Annotated in this window: 18 protein-coding genes and 1 tRNA gene; 6 read left to right on the forward strand and 13 right to left on the reverse strand. The window is 59.8% G+C overall.

Annotated elements, in window-relative coordinates; translation table 11 throughout:
- Window positions 1-234: 234 nt before the first annotated feature.
- The 10 genes from GOQ28_RS13950 to GOQ28_RS13995 form a co-directional block, all read right to left on the reverse strand.
- Window positions 235-311, reverse strand: a tRNA-Pro gene (locus tag GOQ28_RS13950).
- A gap of 114 nt (window positions 312-425) precedes the next feature.
- Entirely contained in the window at window positions 426-845 is a 420-nt protein-coding gene (locus GOQ28_RS13955; RefSeq protein WP_160349065.1) for a MerR family transcriptional regulator, read from the reverse strand.
- 57 nt (window positions 846-902) lie between these two features.
- Window positions 903-1,244, reverse strand: a complete 342-nt coding sequence (locus GOQ28_RS13960) for an integration host factor subunit alpha (protein ID WP_160349066.1) — start codon at window positions 1,242-1,244, stop codon at window positions 903-905.
- 2 nt (window positions 1,245-1,246) lie between these two features.
- Window positions 1,247-3,664, reverse strand: a complete 2,418-nt coding sequence (gene pheT, locus GOQ28_RS13965; protein WP_160356881.1) for a phenylalanine--tRNA ligase subunit beta — start codon at window positions 3,662-3,664, stop codon at window positions 1,247-1,249.
- Between the two features lie 13 nt (window positions 3,665-3,677).
- Window positions 3,678-4,700: a phenylalanine--tRNA ligase subunit alpha gene (gene pheS, locus GOQ28_RS13970; protein WP_160356882.1), complete on the reverse strand. Its 1,023-nt coding sequence runs from the start codon at window positions 4,698-4,700 to the stop codon at window positions 3,678-3,680.
- A 246-nt stretch (window positions 4,701-4,946) separates the two neighbouring features.
- Window positions 4,947-5,306: a 50S ribosomal protein L20 gene (rplT, locus tag GOQ28_RS13975; RefSeq protein WP_160349069.1), complete on the reverse strand. Its 360-nt coding sequence runs from the start codon at window positions 5,304-5,306 to the stop codon at window positions 4,947-4,949.
- 15 nt (window positions 5,307-5,321) lie between these two features.
- Complete coding sequence (rpmI, locus tag GOQ28_RS13980) at window positions 5,322-5,519, reverse strand: 50S ribosomal protein L35 (protein WP_012249552.1); 198 nt, start codon at window positions 5,517-5,519, stop codon at window positions 5,322-5,324.
- Window positions 5,520-5,804: 285 nt separating this feature from the next.
- Window positions 5,805-7,325 (reverse strand): YifB family Mg chelatase-like AAA ATPase, encoded by a 1,521-nt coding sequence (locus tag GOQ28_RS13985; RefSeq protein ID WP_160356883.1) that lies wholly within the window; start codon window positions 7,323-7,325, stop codon window positions 5,805-5,807.
- Window positions 7,326-7,467: 142 nt separating this feature from the next.
- Entirely contained in the window at window positions 7,468-8,652 is a 1,185-nt protein-coding gene (locus tag GOQ28_RS13990; protein ID WP_160356884.1) for an acyl-CoA dehydrogenase family protein, read from the reverse strand.
- 6 nt (window positions 8,653-8,658) lie between these two features.
- Window positions 8,659-9,618 carry a tripartite tricarboxylate transporter substrate binding protein gene (locus GOQ28_RS13995; protein WP_160349072.1) on the reverse strand — a complete coding sequence of 320 codons (960 nt, stop codon included), beginning with the start codon at window positions 9,616-9,618 and terminating at the stop codon, window positions 8,659-8,661.
- A 185-nt stretch (window positions 9,619-9,803) separates the two neighbouring features.
- On the opposite strand from GOQ28_RS13995, the gene GOQ28_RS14000 reads away from it, so the two are divergent.
- From GOQ28_RS14000 to GOQ28_RS14015, 4 genes are all read left to right on the forward strand, one after another.
- On the forward strand, window positions 9,804-10,520 hold the full coding sequence (locus tag GOQ28_RS14000) for an SDR family oxidoreductase (RefSeq protein ID WP_160356885.1): 717 nt from the start codon (window positions 9,804-9,806) through the stop codon (window positions 10,518-10,520).
- A gap of 87 nt (window positions 10,521-10,607) precedes the next feature.
- Window positions 10,608-11,651: a cyclase family protein gene (locus GOQ28_RS14005; RefSeq protein ID WP_160356886.1), complete on the forward strand. Its 1,044-nt coding sequence runs from the start codon at window positions 10,608-10,610 to the stop codon at window positions 11,649-11,651.
- A 10-nt stretch (window positions 11,652-11,661) separates the two neighbouring features.
- Window positions 11,662-13,254, forward strand: a complete 1,593-nt coding sequence (locus GOQ28_RS14010; protein WP_160356887.1) for an AMP-binding protein — start codon at window positions 11,662-11,664, stop codon at window positions 13,252-13,254.
- A 25-nt stretch (window positions 13,255-13,279) separates the two neighbouring features.
- Complete coding sequence (locus GOQ28_RS14015) at window positions 13,280-14,053, forward strand: GntR family transcriptional regulator (protein ID WP_160349076.1); 774 nt, start codon at window positions 13,280-13,282, stop codon at window positions 14,051-14,053.
- A 112-nt stretch (window positions 14,054-14,165) separates the two neighbouring features.
- Here GOQ28_RS14015 and GOQ28_RS14020 read toward each other — a convergent pair whose 3' ends face one another.
- Together GOQ28_RS14020 and GOQ28_RS14025 are read right to left on the reverse strand one after the other, a co-directional pair.
- Complete coding sequence (locus tag GOQ28_RS14020) at window positions 14,166-14,507, reverse strand: accessory factor UbiK family protein (RefSeq protein WP_160349077.1); 342 nt, start codon at window positions 14,505-14,507, stop codon at window positions 14,166-14,168.
- Window positions 14,508-14,707: 200 nt separating this feature from the next.
- The gene (locus GOQ28_RS14025) at window positions 14,708-15,715 is read right to left on the reverse strand and encodes an Abi family protein (RefSeq protein ID WP_160356888.1); all 1,008 of its coding nucleotides are present in this window, start codon (window positions 15,713-15,715) and stop codon (window positions 14,708-14,710) included.
- A 691-nt stretch (window positions 15,716-16,406) separates the two neighbouring features.
- Between GOQ28_RS14025 and GOQ28_RS14030 the strand changes: the two genes are divergently transcribed.
- Together GOQ28_RS14030 and amt are read left to right on the forward strand one after the other, a co-directional pair.
- Window positions 16,407-16,745, forward strand: a complete 339-nt coding sequence (locus GOQ28_RS14030; protein ID WP_160349079.1) for a P-II family nitrogen regulator — start codon at window positions 16,407-16,409, stop codon at window positions 16,743-16,745.
- Window positions 16,746-16,783: 38 nt separating this feature from the next.
- Window positions 16,784-18,022, forward strand: coding sequence for an ammonium transporter (gene amt, locus GOQ28_RS14035; RefSeq protein WP_160356889.1), 1,239 nt, complete (start codon window positions 16,784-16,786; stop codon window positions 18,020-18,022).
- 101 nt (window positions 18,023-18,123) lie between these two features.
- On the opposite strand, the gene GOQ28_RS14040 is transcribed toward amt, so the two are convergent.
- Window positions 18,124-21,234, reverse strand: a complete 3,111-nt coding sequence (locus GOQ28_RS14040; protein WP_160356890.1) for an autotransporter outer membrane beta-barrel domain-containing protein — start codon at window positions 21,232-21,234, stop codon at window positions 18,124-18,126.
- Window positions 21,235-21,360: the final 126 nt, after the last annotated feature.

A 21,360-nucleotide genomic window follows, 5' to 3' on the forward strand; every position in this document is an offset into this window, starting at 1 on the left:
AAAGGGAGATGCGTTCCTCAGGAAGGCATGTCCATCAGTCTGAACGACGATGGACAAGCAAGGAGAGTTAAAACACCCCGCAATGATGTCCTCTGTCCCAGAATAGTTTCGTCTTACAAAAAAAATAAGACGGAACTACGGAACCTTTGCGCAATCTCGCCACCTGATGGCGAAGCCGAGGCACAAAAGAAAAAGGGCTTACAGAGAAGACTCTGTAAGCCCTTTTGGTATTGCTGGTCGGGACGGCGGGATTCGAACTCGCGACCCCTTGCACCCCATGCAAGTGCGCTACCAGGCTGCGCTACGCCCCGAAGAGAAAAAGATTATAGCAGAGAAAAAAAGGCCTGCAGAGAATTGCAGGCCTTTTTTTATAAAAACACGAAAATTTTTTGGCGCATAGTCAGACTGAGCCGAATCGACCCGCGTTAGCCGCGAGTCGCGTCGTTAGTTGCTACGTCAACGACCGGCTTTAACACCTCGCCCAACATGGCTGAGATATTCCCAAGCTCGCTACGCAAGGCCTGTAGTTCCGCGCCGCTCAACCGGACAGCCGCATCCTGATCGTGCGGCATATCGCGGTTGTCGCCCAAGCGGTTGCGAGCACCGCTGATCGTGAAGCCTTGCTCATACAGCAGCGACCGGATGCGACGGATCAGCAAGACTTCGTGGTGCTGATAATAGCGACGGTTACCACGACGCTTTACCGGACTGAGCTGCGTGAACTCTTGTTCCCAATACCGCAGCACATGAGGCTTGACGAGACACAGGTCGCTGACTTCACCGATGGTGAAGTAGCGTTTGGCGGGAATGGGCGGAAGCGCCACAGCAGGTTCAGGACGAGTCATGGGTAAATTTTAAGCCGTGATGATCGGGGTGCCGATGACAATTGCCGACAAAGCGTATCACTCCTCGCTCTCGTCGAGGCCGTTGGGCTCGACGTTCTCGACGATGCTCTTGAGCTTCTGGCTGGCATGAAACGTGACCACCCGCCTTGCGGCAATGGGAATCGTCTCGCCGGTCTTCGGATTGCGTCCAGGACGCGGCGGCTTGTTACGCACCTGGAAATTCCCGAAGCCCGAGAGCTTCACCGCCTCGCCGCGAGCGAGGGCGTCGCGGATTTCTTCGAAAAACGTATCGACGATATCCTTGGCCTCGCGCTTATTCAAGCCGACCCGCTCGAACAACATTTCGGCCAGCTCGGCTTTGGTTAAGGTACGCGGCTCGGCGAGCATAGCTATCCCCATGATCAAGTACGCTGGCGCGCGCCATGGGCGCTAACCAGAGCTTGCGTAATTCGGGCCAGACAATCGGCCACGCGGGCTTCATCCAGTGTAACTTCCGTGTCCTGCAGCCAGAAGCGGAACGCCAGGCTCTTCTCCGTGACGGGCTTGCCGTCTTGAGCCTTATCGCGCCAGACGTCAAAGAGGCTGACGTCTTGCACAACCGACAATGTAGCATCCGCGGCGATGGCGGCCGCCACGGTGTCCAGCATCGCCTGCGCGGAAACTTGCAGATCGACCCAAAGCGCCAGGTCGCGTACCACGACCGGCTGGCGGGACAATTCGCGCACCTTCGGGAGCTGACCTTCGGACAAGGCTTCGACATCCAGCTCGAACACGACGGGTGCATGCGCCAGATCGGATTGCTGCGCCCAGCGCGGGTGGAGTTCGCCGATCCAGCCGACAGCGCGGCCGTCTAGATCGATGCGCGCGCTGCGTCCCGGGTGCAGCGCAGGATGCTGCGCCACGACGAATCGCAGCTGTTTGGCGCGCGCGCCGAATAGCGCCTCGACATCCATTTTGACATCGTAGAAATCGACCTGACGCGTGCTCACACCCCACTGTTCTTCGACGGCTGGGCCCCAGGCGGCCCCAGCCAGACGCAGAGGTTGATTCACACCGGCCACTGACAGCGGGCCATCTTGTTGCGCCTCATCGCGCAGGAATACGCGACCCAGTTCAAAGACGCGCACCCGCGATTGCTTGCGGTTGGCGTTGTAGCGGATGTTCGCCACGAGGCCGGCGATCAGGCTCGAACGCATCACCGACAGATGGCTGGCGATGGGGTTGAGCAGACGCACCGGATTGTCGTTGCCGGCGTAATCGCGTTCCCAGTCGGCTTCCACAAAGCTGTAGTTGACGACTTCCTGGTAATCCTGAGCGGCCGCGAGACGGCGCAGCGTATGCGGGCCACGACGCACTTCAGGTTGCGAGAACATCTGCGCGCGCGCAACCGGCGGCACGTCGGGCAGACGCTCGAAACCGTAGATGCGGGCGACTTCCTCGATCAGGTCTTCCTCGATTTCGAGGTCGAAACGGTAGGAAGGCGGATCGACAATGAAGTCCTCGCCGTCCAACTTGAAAGACAAACCCAGGTTCGTAAAGATCTGCGCGACATCGGCTTGCGACACCGCGACACCCAGCACGCGGTGGCAGCGCGACAGGCGCATGCGCACCGGCTTGCGCTCGGGCAGATTGACGACTTGATCGTCGATGGGGCCTGCCTGACCGCCGCAGATATCCAGGATCAGGCGCGAGATGAATTCCAAGTGTTCGGGGATGCTCGCGTAATCCACGCCGCGCTCGAAGCGATGGCTGGCTTCGGAGCTGAACTTGTAGCGGCGGGCGCGGCCAGCGATGGCTTCGGGCCACCAGAACGCGGCTTCCACGTAGATGTTGGTCGTGTCCAGCGTCACGGCGGTCGCTTCGCCGCCCATGATGCCGGCCAGGCTTTCCACCTGATCGCCGGCTGCTACGACGCCAACCTTGGGATTGAGTTCTACCGTCTGTCCATTGAGCAACTCCAGGGTCTCGCCTTCGCATGCCCAGCGGACCTCGACGTCGCCACCGATCTTATCCAGATCGAAAATGTGGGAGGGACGGCCGAGTTCCAGCATCACGTAGTTGGAGATATCGACCAGTGCGGAGATCGAGCGCTGCCCTGCCCGCTCCAGTCGCGTTTTCATCCACTCGGGTGTCGCTGCGCGCGCATTGACGCCACGAATGACGCGGCCCGCGAATCGGCCGCAAAGATCCGGCGCGGAGACCTTTACGGGTAAACGGTCTTGCAATGCGACCGGGACGGCGACGGCCGTCGGTACCGACAAAGGCGCGCCCGTAAGCGCAGCGACTTCGCGCGCCACACCCAGGATCGACAGACAATCGGCACGGTTAGGCGTGAGTTTGAGCGTGAACAGCGTGTCGTCCAGATCCAGCGCCTCGCGGATGGGCGTGCCGGGTTTGAGTTCGTTCGACAGTTCAAGCAGGCCGGCGTGGTCTTGCGACAGACCCAATTCGCGCGCCGAGCACAGCATGCCCGAGGACGCGACGCCGCGCATTTTGGCCACGCCGATCTTGATGCCGCCAGGCAGTTCGGCGCCCACGCGAGCCAAGGGAATCGTCAGTCCTTTCGCGGCATTGGGTGCGCCGCAGACAATCTGCAGCGGCTCGCCCGAGCCATCATCGACCTGACACACACGCAGCTTGTCGGCGTCGGGGTGCGGCGCGATGTCGACGATATGCGCGACGACTACGCCCGAGAAAGGCGGTGCGGCGGGCGCGGTTTCTTCGACTTCGAGGCCGGCCATGGTGAGCCGATGCGCCAGTTCGTCAGTAGTGATCGTGGGATTGACCAGGGCACGAAGCCAGGATTCAGGAAATTGCATGATCAGCCGTCGGTTATTCGTTGAACTGGCGCAGGAAACGCAGGTCACCTTCGTAGAATTGGCGCAAATCGTTCACGCCATAGCGCAACATCGTCAGGCGCTCCAGGCCGGAGCCGAACGCAAAGCCGATGTAACGCTCGGGGTCGAGGCCGAAGTTGCGCACCACTTGAGGATGCACTTGACCAGAACCGGAAATCTCCAGCCAGCGGCCACGGTTGGGGCCCGACGTAAACATCATGTCGATCTCGGCCGAGGGCTCGGTAAACGGGAAGAACGACGGACGGAATCGCACGACCAGATCGTCGCTTTCAAAGAAGCGACGCAGAAAATCAGTGTAGACGCCCTTCAGATCGGCAAAGGAGATGTCCTCGGCGATCCACAAGCCTTCGACCTGATGGAACATCGGCGAGTGCGTCGCGTCGCTATCGACGCGGTAAGTGCGACCCGGGGCGATGACCTTGATGGGCGGCTTGTTCATGCGGGCGTAACGCACCTGCATGGGGCTGGTGTGAGTACGCAGCAAAAGCGGCAGGCCGTCGCCATCTTTTAGATCGACGTAAAACGTATCCTGCATGGAGCGCGCCGGGTGATCCAGCGGATTGTTCAGCGCGGTGAAATTGGTCCAGTCGTTTTCGATCTCGGGGCCGTCGGCCACATCGAAACCGATAGAGCGGAAGATTTCCTCGACGCGTTCCCAGCTGCGGGCAACGGGGTGAATACCGCCCATCGCGCGGCCACGGCCGGGCAAGGTCACGTCAATTGTTTCGGCAGCCAGACGAGCATCGAGCTCGGCCTGAGCCAGTTCGGCGCGGCGTTGATTCAGCAAGACCTCGATCTGCTGTTTGGCCTGGTTGATGCGCCCGCCCATCTCGCGTTTTTGCTCGGGATCGAGTTTGCCCAAGCCTTTGAGCATCGCGGTCAATGCGCCGTCTTTACCCAGAAAGCGTGCCTTCGCATTCTCCAGCGCCGCGGCGTCGGTGGCCTCGGCGAATCGTTCTTTGGCCTGGGTGACCAGGTCTTCAGCCATTAAAGTCATGGAATCAGTGCCATAAAAAGTACCCCCACGCCGCACCAGTCGGGCTGCTGCCCGGCCCGTCCCCACCAGGGGCTCGGACCGGAGCAACCCCCTAGGGAAGTCTGCCTAGGGAGCTGTCGGGCCGAACCACAAGGTCGTCCCGACACGAATTCTGTCTTGGGTGTTCTACCAGGAACGGCCCCGAACAAAACGCAAACGGGGCCAAAAAGCCCCGTTTGCGGTAATGCGCGATGCGATCAGCGCACGTTAGGCAGCCAGTGCTGCCTTGGCCTGTTGCACGATGGCGGCAAAGCCAGCCTTGTCGCGCACGGCCAAATCGGACAGAACCTTGCGGTCGAGTTCGATCGAAGCCTTCTTCAGACCAGCGATGAACACGCTGTAGCTCATGCCATGCTCACGCACAGCTGCGTTGATACGCGTGATCCACAGAGCGCGGAAGGTGCGCTTTTTGTTGCGGCGGTCGCGGTAAGCATATTGACCAGCACGCATGACCGCCTGTTTGGCGATGCGGAATACATTACCGCGGCGGCCACGGTAACCCTTGGCGGCGGCAATGACTTTTTTGTGACGAGCGCGGGCGGTAACGCCGCGTTTTACGCGAGGCATATTAGATCTCCGTTATCAAGCGAAAGGCATCATGGCCTTGACGGAGGCCACGTTGGTTTCATGAACCGCCGCCGAACCGCGCAGCTGGCGCTTGTTCTTGGTGGTCTTCTTGGTCAGGATGTGGCGCTTGAAAGCCTGGCCACGCTTGATGGATCCGCTGCCGCGAACCTGAAAGCGCTTGGAAGCGCTTTTCTTGGTCTTCATCTTGGGCATGATGATTCCTACATATGTTGATTTAATATGAATACACAGGTGCCTGTCGCACGGAAGAGCTACCGCCCTACCGCCACGGCAAGACTTGCCGGACCTGGATTCACTTCTGGTTTTTCCCTGGCGCAACCAGGAAAGCCTTTGATTATATGGTGATTTTGGTCCGGTTGTCTAATTCGGTTGCCACTTCGTACAAGAGGATGGGTAATGGACACTGCGCGACGCTGCTGTCCGACCCAATCCCTCGCTCGTCTTATCACCAACCGGGATAGCCCGTCCCCCGGTCGCTCATCCGAGCCGACATCGATACTGAAGGGCCTCGGCCACATGACGAGCCTGGATGCGCGGCTGGGCATCGAGATCCGCCACCGTACGCGCAACCCGTAGCACACGGTGCGTGACCCGGGCCGAACCGTGCAGGCGCTGGATCGCCTTGACCAGCAGTTGCTGTGCGTCCGTTTCCAGTTCACAGTGCGCATCGATAGCGGCGCCTTCTAGTCTGGCATTGACGCCCCCTTGCCTCTCTTGCTGCAATGCCCGGCAACGCGCGACGCGCTCTCGCACGGCCTCGGACGGCTCTCCCGGCGGCAGTTCCAGGCAATCTGTCCCGGTCGCCGGCAGCTCAATCAGCAAATCCAGCCGATCCAACAACGGCCCCGACAAGCGGCTGACATATCTCGCCACTTGGTCAGGCGTACAGGCACAGGGGCGTTTGGGGTGACCGCGCCAGCCGCAGGGACAAGGGTTCATGGCCGAGATGAGCTGAAACCGTGCCGGATACTCGACGGCATGTCGGGCGCGCGCAATCGCTACCCTGCCCGTCTCGAGCGGTTCGCGTAATGATTCCAGCGATTTTCGAGTGAATTCCGGCAATTCGTCCAGAAACAGCACGCCATGATGGGCAAGACTGATTTCCCCCGGACGGGGAACGGCGCCACCCCCAATCAACGCCACGGCGGAAGCCCCATGGTGCGGCGCGCGAAACGGAGGCTGACGATGCAAGGCCGTGGCCGGCTGACCGGTCAGGCTAGATATCGCGGCCGATTCCAGCGCTTGCACCCGCGTGAGCGGGGGCAGCAACCCGGGCAAACGTTGAGCGAGCATACTCTTGCCCGCGCCGGGCGGCCCGACCATTAACATGCTGTGCCCACCTGCGGCGGCTACCTCCAGCGCGCGCCGCGCCATGGGTTGTCCGCGCACATCGGACAGACACGGGGGAGCGTCCATCTGATTCCATGCCCGAGGCTCGCCCTTCGGTAGTCGGGCATTACCCATAAGGTGCGCGGCGACTTCCGCCAGTGTATTGGCCGCCAGCACATTCAAATCGGGCACCCATGCGGCCTCCGCGGCGTTCGCCGAGGGCAGAATCATGGTAGCGCCGGGCTGCTCTCGTGACACGGCCATTGCCAGCACTAAAGCCGCCCTCACCGGCACCAGGGCTCCTGTCAAGGAAAGCTCGCCGGCGAACACCATGTTCTGCAAAGCTAACGGGACGACCTCGCCCTTGCCATCGTCAATCGCGATCTGGCCCGATGCCAGTAGCACGCTCAGCGCAATGGGTAAATCGAAACGGGCCGAGGCTTTTGGCAAGTCAGCCGGCGACAGATTGACGGTAATGCGGCCGTTGGGGAACTCAAAGCCGCTATTGACGATCGCCGCGCGCACGCGCTCACGACTTTCACGCACCTCGGTATCTGGCAGGCCGACTACGGTAAAAGCAGGCAAGCCGACGCCCAGGTGAGTCTCGACTCGCACGGCGGGCGCATCGGCACCCGCCAGCGCTCGGCTGGCGAGAATTGCGAGCGTCATATCGCCCCCAAATAGATAGGAGGCAATAGTATGAACAAAGACTCCACTCGCAATGGGTCAAAGCGTGACCATAATGTCACGCTCCACGACGGTCGATTAACGTACCCGCCCGTTGCGCGATATCCGGGTCAGGTCCGTTGGCCTACGACAGCGATTTCAATAACCCGCGGCTGATGATCAGCTTTTGCACTTCTGTGGCGCCCTCGTAAATGCGCAACGCCCGGATGTCCCGATAGAGTTGTTCCAGCGGATGATTGCGCTTGACCCCCAGCCCGCCAAACATTTGCTGCATACGATCGATCACACGTTGGGCACTTTCGGTGGCAGCCATTTTTGCCATCGCGGTTTCAATGGTCGGGGGACGTTTTTGAACGTCACGCACCCAGGCGGCGCGATAGGTCAATAAGGCGCTTTGGTCGATATCAGTCGCCGCGTCGCCCAGGGCGGCCTGGGTAAGCTGCATATCGGCGAGCGTGCCGCCAAACATGCGCCGGGATGCGGCGTGATGCAAAGCGGCATCCAATGCCTTGCGGGCAAAGCCCACGGCGGCGGCGGCGACGGAGGTGCGAAACACATCCAAGGTCTGCATCGCGAGCTTGAAGCCTTGATTCAACCCACCTAGCATCTGGTTGGCCGGCACGCGGCAGTTGGTAAAGCGCAGCGTCGCCAAGGGGTGCGGGGAAATGACGTCGATCATCTCTGCGATTTCGAGGCCCGGCGTATCGGTGTCCACGATAAAAGCGGAAACGCCCCGTGCGCCAGCATCGGGGTCGGTGCGAACAAAGACGCAATAAAAATCCGCGATGCCTCCATTGGATATCCAGGTTTTTTCACCATTCAGAACGTACTCGTCGCCCTCCTTTACCGCGGCGCAAGACAAGGCGGCGACATCCGATCCGGCCTCGGGCTCCGACAGCGCGAACGCGGCGATTTTTTCTCCCCGCGCCACGGCCGGCAGGTAGGCGCGCTTTTGCGCGTCGCTGCCCGCGAGCGAGATTGCGCCACTGCCCAGACCCTGCATGGCGAAAGCGAAATCGGCCAAGGCATGGTGGCCAGCCAGCGTCTCGCGCAAAATGCAAAGGCTGCGCGAATCCAATTCGTCCAACGCGCCGCCATAGGCCCCGTCTGGGCCGGCTGGCACGCTATAGCGCAGCCAGCCCGCCGCGCCTAACGCCGCGACCCATTCCCGGCAAGCTTGCTCCGGGGAAACGTCTTCGCTGGGAAGTTCACGCTCGCCGCACCAGTCGCGCAGCCGTATCGCCAGCTCGCGATGCGTGTGGTCCAGGAACGGCCATTCGAGCCAAGATAGGGAATGGGTCGAACTCATCCTTCATTACTCCTTTGCCGCGTACTGTTCGAGCAAGGGGCGCCAGGTCGTCAACGTGTTCTTGAGATAGTCGCCGAATTCCTTGGAGCCCTTGAAATCCACTTTCAGACCGAACTGATCCGAGCAGTTCGCGAATTCGGGGGTCTTGGTGGCTTGTTCAAAGGCGTCTTGAAGCTTACTGACCACTGCGGGGTCCATGCCCTTCGGCCCGGCAATACCGAGCAAGCTGGGTGCGACGAGGTCGTAGCCGAGTTCCTTTAGCGTAGGCGCATCGAACCCCTTCATCCGCTCATCGGTGTAGACGGCCAACAGGCGCAGACGGCCGTCACGTACGTAGGGCACCCATTCCGCGGTCTGGGCCATGAAATCCACATCGCCACGCAGCAATGCCGTAATCGCCTCGGGGCCGCTCTTGTAGGGAATATGCGTCAAGCGCGTTTTGGTTTCCTGCGCCAGGCGCTCGGACGTCAGGTGTTGAGGCGTACCAACGCCGGCCGTGCTGTAGCTCAACTCGCCCTTTTTCTGTGCCGCTTTCAATAGCTCCTCTACCGATTTGTAGGGCGAGTCGGCGCGCACCAGCAGACCGACCTGATACTGGGCCACCATGGCGACAGGCGTCAGGTCGGTGGTGACGTCATATTTGGTGCTGGGTGTGAGAACCTGATTCAGTAGTCCGCCAGTCGACAGCGACGCGATGTTATAGCCGTCGGGGCGCTGACGGATGATATAGCTGACCGACAACGAAGAGCCTGCCCCCGGGCGGTTTTCCACCACGACCGTCTGACCAAGGCGTTTGCCCACATCGACGGCGAGCGCGCGATTGCAGACGTCGGTGCCGCCGCCGGCACCGTAGCCCACGACCAGGGAAATGGGATTCTGAGGGTAGTCAGCAGCCTGCGCCACTGCGGTTGCACCAAGCGTCGCGCTCACCGCGAACGCCAGACGACATAGGGATGCCATTTTCATACGTGTCTCCTTGTAGTTTGCTTACGGCCTGACCGGCATTCACTCACCCGGCCGCCGTCCATTGGACGACCGTAATTTTGCACACCTAAACAGTCACATATATAGATGTTTGTACTAATAGATCTGGCTGGACACGATGCGCTACGCTGCAGCCCAAACTGAATCTGACCGCGAAGGAGACGACATTGAGTACAAAGCGCGTGCTGGTCACGGGTGCCAGCAAAGGAATCGGCCGGGCGATATGCCAGCGCCTGCATGAGGATGGCTACTCGGTGGTGGGTGTCGCGCGGACGCGGCCCGCGGACCTGCCAGCCGACATGGAATTCCATACGGTGGATTTGGCGGATTCCAAGGCGGTCGAGGCCTTTCTCGCGCTAGCCGTGCATCAGCCTTTTTACGGGCTGGTCAACAACGTGGGCCTCGTGCCCACGGACAATCTGGAAGACGTCCAGATCGAGGACCTCTATCGCGCGGTACAGCTCAATGTCGAAGTCGCGCTTCGCTTCACGAAACATCTGGCGCCCGGGATGAAGACGGCACGCCAAGGGCGCATTATCAATATCTCCTCGCGCGCCGCGCTCGGCAAACCGGGGCGCACGGTCTACAGCATGACCAAGGCCGGGTTGATCGGCATGACGCGCACCTGGGCGCTCGAACTCGCCCCCTACGGCGTGACGGTAAACGCCGTGGCGCCGGGGCCTATCGCCACCGAATTCTTTGCTGGCGTGAACGATCCCGACGACGCCCGCACCCAGTCACTGCTGTCAGGCATCCCCGTCGGCCGCATGGGCCGGCCTGAGGAAGTTGCGCACGCGATCGCGTATTTCCTCGACGAGCGATGCAGCTTTGTGACCGGGCAAACCCATCTGGTCTGCGGTGGTGTGTCCATCGGCGCGGCCTGACTCAACGTACAAACCATTCCCTAGACGAATACGGCAGACATCAAGCCCTGCCTCTTCAACATTCCATCAATTAAAAAGAGACACGATATGAAGCGTTGGACGAAACGACCCGAAGGTTCGACTTGGGGCGACTTTGGCGAGGACGATCAACTCGGGCGCGTTAACCTGCTGGGCCCCGAGCAGATCCTGAAAGGCGTGAGCGAGGTACGCGAAGGACGCGCATTCTGCCTGTCGCTGCCGTTGGATCTGCCGGGCGGCATGGCGTTGAACCCGCGTCGTAAACCGCCGCGCCTGTCGGGCACCGAACGCGATGGCGTACCCTACATGAATTTCCCCATGGAAAACCTGGATGCGTCGTCCATCGACGTGCTGAGCGACGATCAGGTGTTGATGTCGTTGCAGTATTCGACGCAATGGGATGCACTGGCCCATGTCGGCGCGCAGTTTGATGCCGATGGCAACGGTACGCTTCGCAAGGTCTATTACAACGGTTATGCAGCAGGCAAGGATATTCTCGACGCCCCGCATGGCGAGGATCATGGCGATTGCTGCGGCAGCGGCACGCACGCGATGGGCGCGCAAAAGCTGGGAATCGAAAATTTTGCGGTAAAGGGAATGCAAGGCCGCGGCGTGCTGGTGGATTTCACACGCCACTATGGCCGCAACCGTCAATTGATCGGCTATCGGGAACTGATGTCGGTCATGGAAAAAGACGGTGTGATCGTCGAACGCGGCGACATGCTGGTGCTGCGTACCGGCTTTGCCGAACTCATCATGGAAATGGCTGGCGAGCCCGATTCCGAAGTCCTGCACGGCGCCTGCAGTGTGCTGGATGGTGCGGATGAGCAGCTACAGCAATGGATCACCGATAGCGGCATTGTCGCGATCTGCGCTGATAACTACGCCGTAGAAGCCTATCCGGCGCGCGATCGCGAAGGCAAGAAATCGCTGCTGCCACTGCACCACCATTGCTTATTTAAGCTGGGCCTGCCGCTGGCCGAGTTGTGGTATCTGAAAGACCTGGCAGAAGCACTGCATGCAGCCAAGCGCAACCGGTTCTTGTTGACCGCTCCGCCGCTGCGCCTGCCGGGCGCGGTGGGATCACCGGTGACGCCTATCGCCACGATCTAAGGAGCGGCACATGGATTTTTACTCGCTGCTGACTCAGCATGCCCGCAGCGCGCCGCAGCGCATCGCCTTTCAGGATAAGGACCGGGCAGTCGACTACGCTAACCTGCTGGCCGAGGTGGATCGCCTGGCGGCGCTATTGCAATCACGCGGTGCGCGTCGCGGCGACCGGCTCGCCCTGTGGATGCCGAACTGCGTCGAGTGGTTGACGACGTTTTTGGCCTGCGCACGGCTCGGCATGACGGTCATCGCGGTCAACACGCGGTTTAAAGAGCACGAAGTCGGCCAGCTGTTGGAACGCGGGCGCTGCAAATGGCTGGCCTGCTGGCCAGGGTTCAAGGGCTTGCCCTTCATCGATATCTTGAACCGCGTGCAGCCGGCCATACTTGGCCAGCTACGCGGCGTGTTGGTCGTAGCGGGCGATGCGTCGGTCAATGAACAGCTGCGTCATGTCGTGTCCGGCGCCGACCTCATCGCCTATGGCGACGCAGCGAGCGTGTCAGACGAAATCGCCGAACCCGGCGAGCAAGACGATGGCGCGCTGGTCTACACCACGTCTGGCACCACGTCGGCGCCCAAGCTGGTACTGCATCGTCAAAAAGGCTTGACCATGCACGGCGCCATCGCGGCGCGTGCCTATGGCGTTGACGAGCACAGCGTGGTGCTGATTGCCGCGCCGCTTTGCGGAGCATTTGGCTTTTCGACCATGTTAAGCGGCCTGGTGCCGGGCGCCACGCTGGTGTCATTGGCGGTGTTCGATGCGAAAACCACCTGTCGGCAAATCATTGAGCACGGCGTGACGCACACGCATGCCAACAACGAATGGCTGGACCTGGTGCTGAAAGAAGCACCCTCCCAGACAAATCCGTTTCCCAGCCTGCGCTATGTAGGGTTTGCAAGCTTCGCCCCATCGCTGGATGATTTGCCTGAGCGGGCGCGCGCTGCGGGGGTCCCTATCGCCGGGTTATACGGATCCAGCGAGTTGCAGGCGCTGGTCGCGGGACACCGATTAGACGCGGAATGGCAGCATCGTCGCATCGCGGGTGGGACACTGGCCTCGCCAGATGGCCGGGTGCGTGCCGTCGATCCGGACACAGGCAAAATTCTGCCACACGGCGCCATCGGGCAGATCGAAATCAAAGCGCCCAGCCTGATGTCGGAATACCTGGACAATCCGGAAGCCACGCTCAAAGCGGTGCGCCCCGATGGATATTTCTGCACGGGCGATCTGGGCTATACGCTGGACGAGCACAGCTTCATCTTCCAAGGTAGAGATGGCGAGCACCTGCGCTTAGCCGGCTTTCTGGTCAACCCGATGGAGATCGAGTCATTCATCCGCGGTCTGGAAGGCGTACAAGCCGTTCAGATCGTGGGCGCGGAACAGGCCGGCAAAACGGTGCCCGTGGCATTCGTCATCCGCGCGCAGGATGGCGACGTGACCGAGCAAGCCATCATCGCCGCATGTGCAAGCTCGATGGCAAAGTTCAAGGTACCGGTACGCGTGGTGTTCGTAGACGAGTTCCCGACGGTTCAAAGCGCCAACTCGAACAAAGTGCAAAAGCACGAACTTCGACGCGCCGCTCAGGAACTGTTGGACGGACTTTAAACCGACGATCGTAGAATACGCGCCTATGCCACGACGCCCTAGCCTCCCTACCCTGTCCAAAATGCACGCTTCCGAGGTGCTCTCGCGCAGTAAACAACCGATTTATCTGCAACTGGCCTCGGAGTTCCGTCGCAATATCGCGCAGGGGGTGTGGGCGCCGGGCGCGCAGATACCCTCGCTGGAAGAGCTCATGGCGCAGTATCGCGTGGCGCGCATGACGCTGCGCAACGCGATTGGCATTCTCGAGGACGAGGGCTATATCCGTCGCGGCCGCGGGATCGGCACCTTTGTCGAAGCGAAAATTCCCAGCGTGACGGAATTGCAGATCCCGTCGAACTGGGAAGAGACCGTAGCGTTAAGCGATGTGCTCGGCACGGAAAGCATCGTGGACCGCGAGGACGCGGTCGAACAGTTGCCGGACCTGGGGATGCACTACGAGGGGGCGTACGCTCCCGCGTATCGCTATTTATGCCGCCTGCATGTCAAGGACAACGTGCCTTACTGCTTTAGTGAAGTCTATATTGACGATGAACTATTCAGCGCGCATCGCGGCGAATTCTTAAACTCTGCCGCTGCATCGGTGATCGCCCGTATCCCCGACCTGACACTGCACGAGGCACGTCAGAAAATCACCATCGCGGGCGCGGGGATTCAGTCCGCCCGCGCGCTGAATTTGAATGTCGGTGAGAGCGTGGCGGAGGTGCGCCGCTATGCCTGCGACGCACATTGGCTGATTTACTTCGCGCGCCTCGAATTCCCAACGAAGTTTGTCAAGCTGGAATTCGATTTGCTTCGATAAGCCTCGACCCGTCTCGCGTGGCGATGGAAAGTGGCGGAGAGCCATAAATTGACAGCGCGCCAGTTGCCGCGCGCCCGGCATCAAGCAAGGTGCCGGGCACATCGGAGCAGGCTTATAGCTGCTCAGGCGTCGGGCCTGGAGTGGGGGTTGAACTTGGCGTCTGTACGGCGCCTTGCGTCGATGTTGTACTTTGCCCCTGCGCGGACTTGCTTTCAAGCGCCACGATGCGGGTCTCCAGCAGTTGCACTTGTGCAGCCAACTGGTCGACGCGCTCGCGCGCACGGGCCAGCAGATCGGTCTGGACGTCGAACTCCTCGCGCGTAATCAAATCCATGCGCGTGAACGCCTGGCTCATCACGGCCTTGACGTTGCGTTCAAGATCGGCCGCCGGGCTGCGCGCAATTAAGTCCGACACATTCTTCTGTAGATCTTCAATCCACTGATTGCGGTTCATACGTCCTCGCATGGTGATTCTCGATATGCACAGTGTAGACCGTTACCGCGCAAATAAAAAACGTCGGCCTGCGATTTCTGATGAAGCTCGATGTGAATTAAAAGGCATTTATGGACAGCCAGTTACGAGCTCGATGGGATTGCGTTTTTCGGAGGTAACACTCGCCATCAGAACTAGCATAAGTGCATTGACGATGCCAATTAAGGAACATGGAAGCAAGACGTCTCCGGCCGCTCCTGCCAAAGCGGGTGATTTTCCCAACCTGGAGTAAACCCCATATCAGCCACCGACAAGCCGGACACCGCCGGGAAGTCATCGAGCAATCGCCGCAACCGCGCAGGCCACGTCGAATTCGGGCTGACGACGCGCATCAGGTGCAGCAAAATGCACAGCATCACGAACAAGCGTGAGGCGACGGCCGGCTGGCCGATCACGAGGTCGAAGGCCGGCATCACCCCCGCACGCGGCAACTTCGGCTGATCCACCAGATTCTTGTTCCACAAACGGCTGTGGTGAGCCGCAACATTGCGCACGAAATTCAATGCTCTGAGCCAGCTTTGCAAAAGCTGGCCGTCGGGTAAGCCGTAGCGCTCGGCGATCGCATCTCGATCATCCACCCGCATGCCTTGGTAAAAGGTGGCCAACATGCCGAAGTCCCATAGTTCAACGCTTACCCAGACGGGAAATGGCTCGCCGTACTTTTGCTTATAGTGCCTGACGAAATCCTCCCGTGAGCGCGCCACCATCTGTTGGTGCTTATCCAACCAATTTTGATGGGCTGTGCGACCCGTTGCCGGATGTACTTTCTTGGCGAAGTTCCCATGCAGCATGGCAGGGTTCATATGTGCGAAGGGGTCACGTTCACCCAGACGGTAAGACACATCCACTCGCAAGGCCACCTCGATGCGCTCGATAGCATCAAGGACTAGCAGGCGAAGTCGTTTATCGAAGACATAAAGGGCCAGGACCTGCTCGAAGCTACTGCCTGGGCGGAACGCGTCAGCCCGCTGCACGGCAACCTTCGGCGACCCAGCAGTTTGCAACAGCACAGTCTGGCGCAGCGGATACCAATACGCACTCAGCCGGTAGTAGCCAATGCGGCGCAAGCACGCTAGCGCTGCGGCCTCGTCGGTAACGTCCAAACCACAGTCCTTCAGTAGGGACAGCTGCTGCTCGCAGGTGAGGTAGGGCTTGTTGTACGTAGACATGGTCGGCACAAAAGAAAACCCACCCGTACATCTTTCGACGCAGAGGGGTGGGCCGTGTTGAGATCGATTTTAACGGGTCTGGATATAGACCTCAAGGGCAATGGCCATCGGACCCGTCTGGGATTCCAGGATGTTCGCCGTTATGACCCGCTTCGCGCTTCGATACCAGGTGGAATGATGGCCACCGCGGCGAATGAATCGTGGTGGCCTCCGGTAGCCAACAAAAAAATGGGCGGGCCGAAACGGCACCGCCTCAAAGCACAGGAGAAATAGAAACGCGCCCGTTGCCTAGCAACACGGCCCTCTCGCGAGCGCCTATCGTTTTGCATCCGGGCGTAGTCATTCTCTCTGACGCCTAAGGAACTGAACAGGCACGTCATGTAAACCGTAGTTTCATAGTATTTGACGGAATGCTGAGACGCGACGAAAGAGTCGCATCAATTCGATACAAGACAGCCCTTTCGCACATATTTAGTTTCAGAAGCGCCGCGCTGGTGCGTTGCACCACTTTGGGGCAGATCGATTTCGGTGCGTTGCACCACATTGGGGCCGAAGCCTCAATGCACGTTCGCTGCCAGACGCCGCAAACCCATTGCTACGGGGAAAAACTCGAGTTCCCCAGCATGCCTAAAAGTTGGCACACCTATTGCTTAAGTGATCAGGCGTGAATGCAACCCTCATAGGAACTGCCATGAAACTGATTATCGCCATTATCAAGCCGTTCAAGCTCGACGAAGTCCGGGTAGCGCTGTCCGGCATTGGCGTTCAGGGCCTGACCGTGACCGAAGTCAAAGGCTTCGGACGCCAGAAAGGACATACCGAACTGTATCGCGGCGCTGAATACGCCGTCGATTTTTTGCCCAAGCTGCGCGTTGAAGCCGCAGTGCCCGATCACCTGGTTGACCAGGTCGTCGAAGTCATCGAGCAAGCCGCCCGCACCGGCAAGATCGGCGACGGCAAGATCTTTACCGCACCGCTGGAACAGGTCGTCCGCATCCGGACCGGCGAATCTGGCGAAGCCGCACTGTAAACACACAACGACAAAATGCATGCATGGGAGCATGAATAATGGATAAAGCGGATATTTCCTGGCTACTTGTCTCTACCCTGTTGGTCCTGATGATGGCAGTGCCGGGTCTGGCCCTGTTCTACGGCGGCATGGTTCGCAGTAAGAACGTGCTGTCGGTGTTGATGCAGGTGCTTTGCACATTTGCCCTGGGCTTGGTGCTGTGGTTCATCTACGGTTACTCGCTCGCATTCACGGAAGGCAACGCATTTTTCGGCGGTTTCTCCCGCACGTTCTTCTCTGGCATGTTCACCCCGGCCGACGGTGAATACGCTATGTCCGGATCGATCACGGAACTGCTGTTTGCCTCGTTCCAAGCGACTTTCGCGGGGATCACCTGCGCACTGATCGTGGGCAGCTTCGCTGAACGTGTTCGTTTCTCGGCGGTGTTGGTCTTTACTGCCATCTGGTTCACGTTTGCGTATCTGCCGATCGCCCATATGGTCTGGTTCGCGTCCGATGTCGCCCCTGGCTTCCTGAATGCTCGCGGCGCGCTGGACTTCGCTGGTGGTACCGTCGTGCACATCAACGCCGGTGTGGCCGGTCTGGTCGGTGCTTATGTTGTGGGCAAGCGTGTCGGCTGGGGCCGTGAAGCCATGCAACCGCACAACCTGCCGATGACCTTTATCGGTGCTGCCTTGCTGTGGGTGGGTTGGTTCGGCTTTAACGCGGGTTCCGCACTGGCTGCTAACGGCGATGCAACCCTGGCTTTCTTCAACACCATGATTGCAACCGCCGGTGCTGTGTTGGCGTGGATGATCACCGAATGGGCCGTCAAGGGTAAGCCGTCGATGCTGGGTGCCGCATCGGGTGCAGTGGCGGGTCTGGTGGGTATCACCCCGGCCGCTGGTCTGGTCGGCCCCGTCGGCGCCTTCATCATCGGTATCGCTGCAGGCTGCATCTGCGTGTGGGGTGTGAATGGTCTCAAGCGTATGCTGCGTGCTGACGATTCGCTCGACGTATTCGGCGTGCACGGTGTGGGCGGTATTGTGGGTGCCCTGCTGACCGGTGTGTTCAATGCACAAGCGCTCGGCGGCCCCGGCCTCGACAGCACGGGTTTGATCCTGGGCCAAGTGTGGGTGCAGCTTGAAGGCGTGTTGATCACGATCGTCTGGTCTGGCGTGGTGGCCTGGATCGCCTACAAGATTGCCAACATGCTCTGCGGCCTGCGTGTACCGGAAGATCAGGAACGCGAAGGTCTGGACGTCACGACGCACGGCGAATCGGCGTACCACAGCTAAAAACGAAAGGGGCTGCCACCGCGGTGTCTCATCGCGGAATGAGCAAACTACCCCAAGGGGAAGCCACCGATGCGCAAGCATCGGTGGTTTTTTATTGGCGCCTAGTATCGATACTGCACAGCCAGGTTGCCACCCGTTTCGTGATATCCCCCGCTGCCCTTCTGATGAAAGAACGCGGCGCTCAGGGAAAGACGCGGATTAAGGGCGCCATCAATACCGAGCTTTAATTGGCCGACGCTGCGGCCGCTGTTAGCGTGGACGGTTTTATCGTCCACGCGCGCGGCATAACCCCGGCTGGCATGGACCCAGTTCGCTTCGATATACGGGTTTAGCGTGGAGCTGACACCAGTGGGAATGCGCAAGGCCGCGCGCAGGCCCAGCAGGGATTGCGTACGCGCATGATTTTGCAATGCAATCTGCGTGTCGTGCGCATGATGCCCGCTCGGCGATCGAACGTTTTGGTAAATCACTTGAGCATGCGGCTGCAGAACGAACTGGCCATGGCCGACTTGTCCGAGGGGGGCGTCATAGCCAAGCTCAACGGCCGCTGTGATGCCCTTTGAATCATATTTATCGGAGCCGAAGTTTGGGCCACTGACACGGTTCTTAAAGTGATTCCATAGGAACCAGCTATCCGCGTACAGCCCGTTTTGTGATCCGCGGCTTTGCCCGTATGTGCCATAGATACCGACGCCATGGCCGTCGACCCTGCCGATGCTCGTGTTAGCCGCCATCCGAGCCCGAGTATGGCCGGTGAAGTGACCATATCCCCACATGACCCCCAGCGCCACCTTTTCGTCAAGGCGATTCACATGGCTGACCAGATCAACACCCATGATGACCACGTTCTTGTCGCCGCGTGTACGTAATTGCCCCGCAGCGGCATTCAGATGCAACTTCGATCCGTTGTAGTGAATCCACGCTGTAGGCGAATCTGCTATCCCCTCATTCATGACATAGCTATTGCCCCGGTCGCTATGCGTCAACTGAAACATCGTATTCGCCGCATGGGCGTTCGCCAGGTATGAGCCGATCGCGGGCCGAATCGCGGTTCTCGCATGCAGGAGCTCTGGCAGGCGATGCTCGATGAGCGAGGGTTCCTCCTGGATGGTCTCAGTTTCGGATTCGTGCTGCTGTGTGCTAGTGGCTCCTTGGCTGTCATCCTCATCATCGGTATTTTGCTCGAGCGGCTCTTCGTTCGGCGAAGTGCCCGCTGTCTGCTCGTCCGACACAGGAACAGTTAAGGGTTTCGGCTCTGGTTTTACTTCGAGGTTCGCCCCAGGGTCAGAATTTGGACCCGCTTCGGGATCTGAGCCCGCCCCGGGATCTGACCCGGGATCTGGATCTGAATCATCGTTGAGATGATCATCGGCGGTCACGGCCGATTGAGATTCCGATGCTGCATCACCATTGGAAGCATGCGATTCTTCGCCATCCGCTGGAGGAATAAGGCTCGGCGATGGAGGGACGCGCGTGTTCGGTGACGGCGATACAGGCTGGCTTTGTAATGTCGTTACGGAGGCGCCGGGTGACGTCGATGCGGATACGCTAGGCGACCTCGATACGGATAGGCTGTCCGACCCCGATGGGGACACGCTTGACGACGGCTGAGCCGGAACGGTAGATGACGTCGACACAGGGATGCTCAGAGCCTCATTTGGTGCATTCGATGAGGGACGCTGCGAATGCGACACGTGTGACGGGCTTTGCGTTTTGGCGACCACCGCCTCTGACTTCAACTTTACGGGCGTTGTTTCCCACGGGAGCAATGGCGTTCGCGTTGGTACTATTGTGCGGCTAGCCGCGGACTCATTGTTCTGGCCGCTCGTCGTGATCGTCACCTCCTCGGCCGCGACAGTTTGCGATTTTCCCTGTGGCGTCGATGAATGCGAAGGGCTATTGGAATCCGCGGACGTCGGGGACGTCGTAGGATTGCGCGGGGGGAGCGGTGCGGAACTCGAAAAAGACACCGGCGACTCGACCGGCGGCGAAGGCGGAGGCGTTGGCGATGGTGTTGGCGGGACGCCGTGCTTCGGTGGTGTATTCTTGTCGATCGACGAGGGCGAGACGAACTGCCTGATCTCGATGGTCGTGTTGAGCGGGGCCGGTTTGATGTCATTGCCCGGCGGGGAAGGCTGCGAGATTGAGATCGGTGTCCCGGCCGAGAGATACTCGGTTATCTCTTCAATTTCTGGTTTTAGTTCCAGTACGTGGGCATCGTTCTTTTCTTCGAGTATGGACGAAGCACCACCCGACTTCGGCAGCGAGACCAAGTACCAATTCTTTACGGCGTCCTTGTCGACAAAACTCTCATTGCCCTGCACCAGGAAGTAGTCAAAACCGCCTAACGAAGTGTCCCCGACGAGGGTAAGTTTCGCATCCGAAGCACCGGCCACTTCGATAAGTTTGAGTGGCGACCCGGTATAGGGAAGTGGCGCTCCCTCCCCCACCAGGCGTATGGAGACAGTGGCCGATCCGACGAGGTCTCCCTCGACCTTGACGCTATCCGCGATGGAGCCACCCGTGTTATCCGAGACGGGGTTAATCACGGCAGATAGATGTAGCGCGCTGTCTACACCGGCACGGTAATCGCGCAATACGTATAGCGTGTTGCCGCTAATGCCCTTGCGGCGTACACGCACAGTTCCCTCGCTGATCAGATCTCCCGGCACGACGAACACGCTGGGCAGGTAATGGGGATAAGAGCGCGGCGTGCCAAGTGCCAACGTGCCTCGCGGTTCGATCTGGATATGCGTGTGACGGCCAGGTTTAACCGACAGGTCAGGCGCATCGCGCGTGTGACCGATCAGAGTCGCTCCGCTTTTGACGGTGAATTGTTTTGCCTCGTTCCACTGTGGACCATCAAGGTCATGGATCCGAAACGAGCCCTCTTCGACGACAACACTGCCCTTGAAATCCGGTTGTGGCCTGGAGATCAGTAGCGGAGCGTCGCCCCGCTTGATAAGCTGACCCCCGGCATCGGCACGTAAACGCACTTCAGTCACCAAGAAATGATCCGCGGTACGCATACCGGGCGTAGCGATGGCCGGCCGACCCGACTCTGACAGGTGTGTCTCGACGATCACGCTCGAATTGCCGAAGTCGATCATCGGCTGCCCTGATCGCCCGTCTTGCTTTGTGTTCAGCGTGTAAATAGGTTTTCCGTTTTCTCGGGGGGGTGTGGGCGCCTGTCCCATCGCGGCGGCGTGCATCAAGACACCCGCGCACACGCTACCCACCATCCGCCCCGCACCACCGCGGCGCCCGCGCGGCCTAAAGCTCATCCGGGCATTCCGTTGGCCACGCCATCCTACCTTGCTTGATCTTTTCATTACTTC

Origin of the sequence: Bordetella sp. 02P26C-1, from assembly GCF_009763255.1 — a bacterium.
Lineage (GTDB): Bacteria > Pseudomonadota > Gammaproteobacteria > Burkholderiales > Burkholderiaceae_B > Bordetella_A.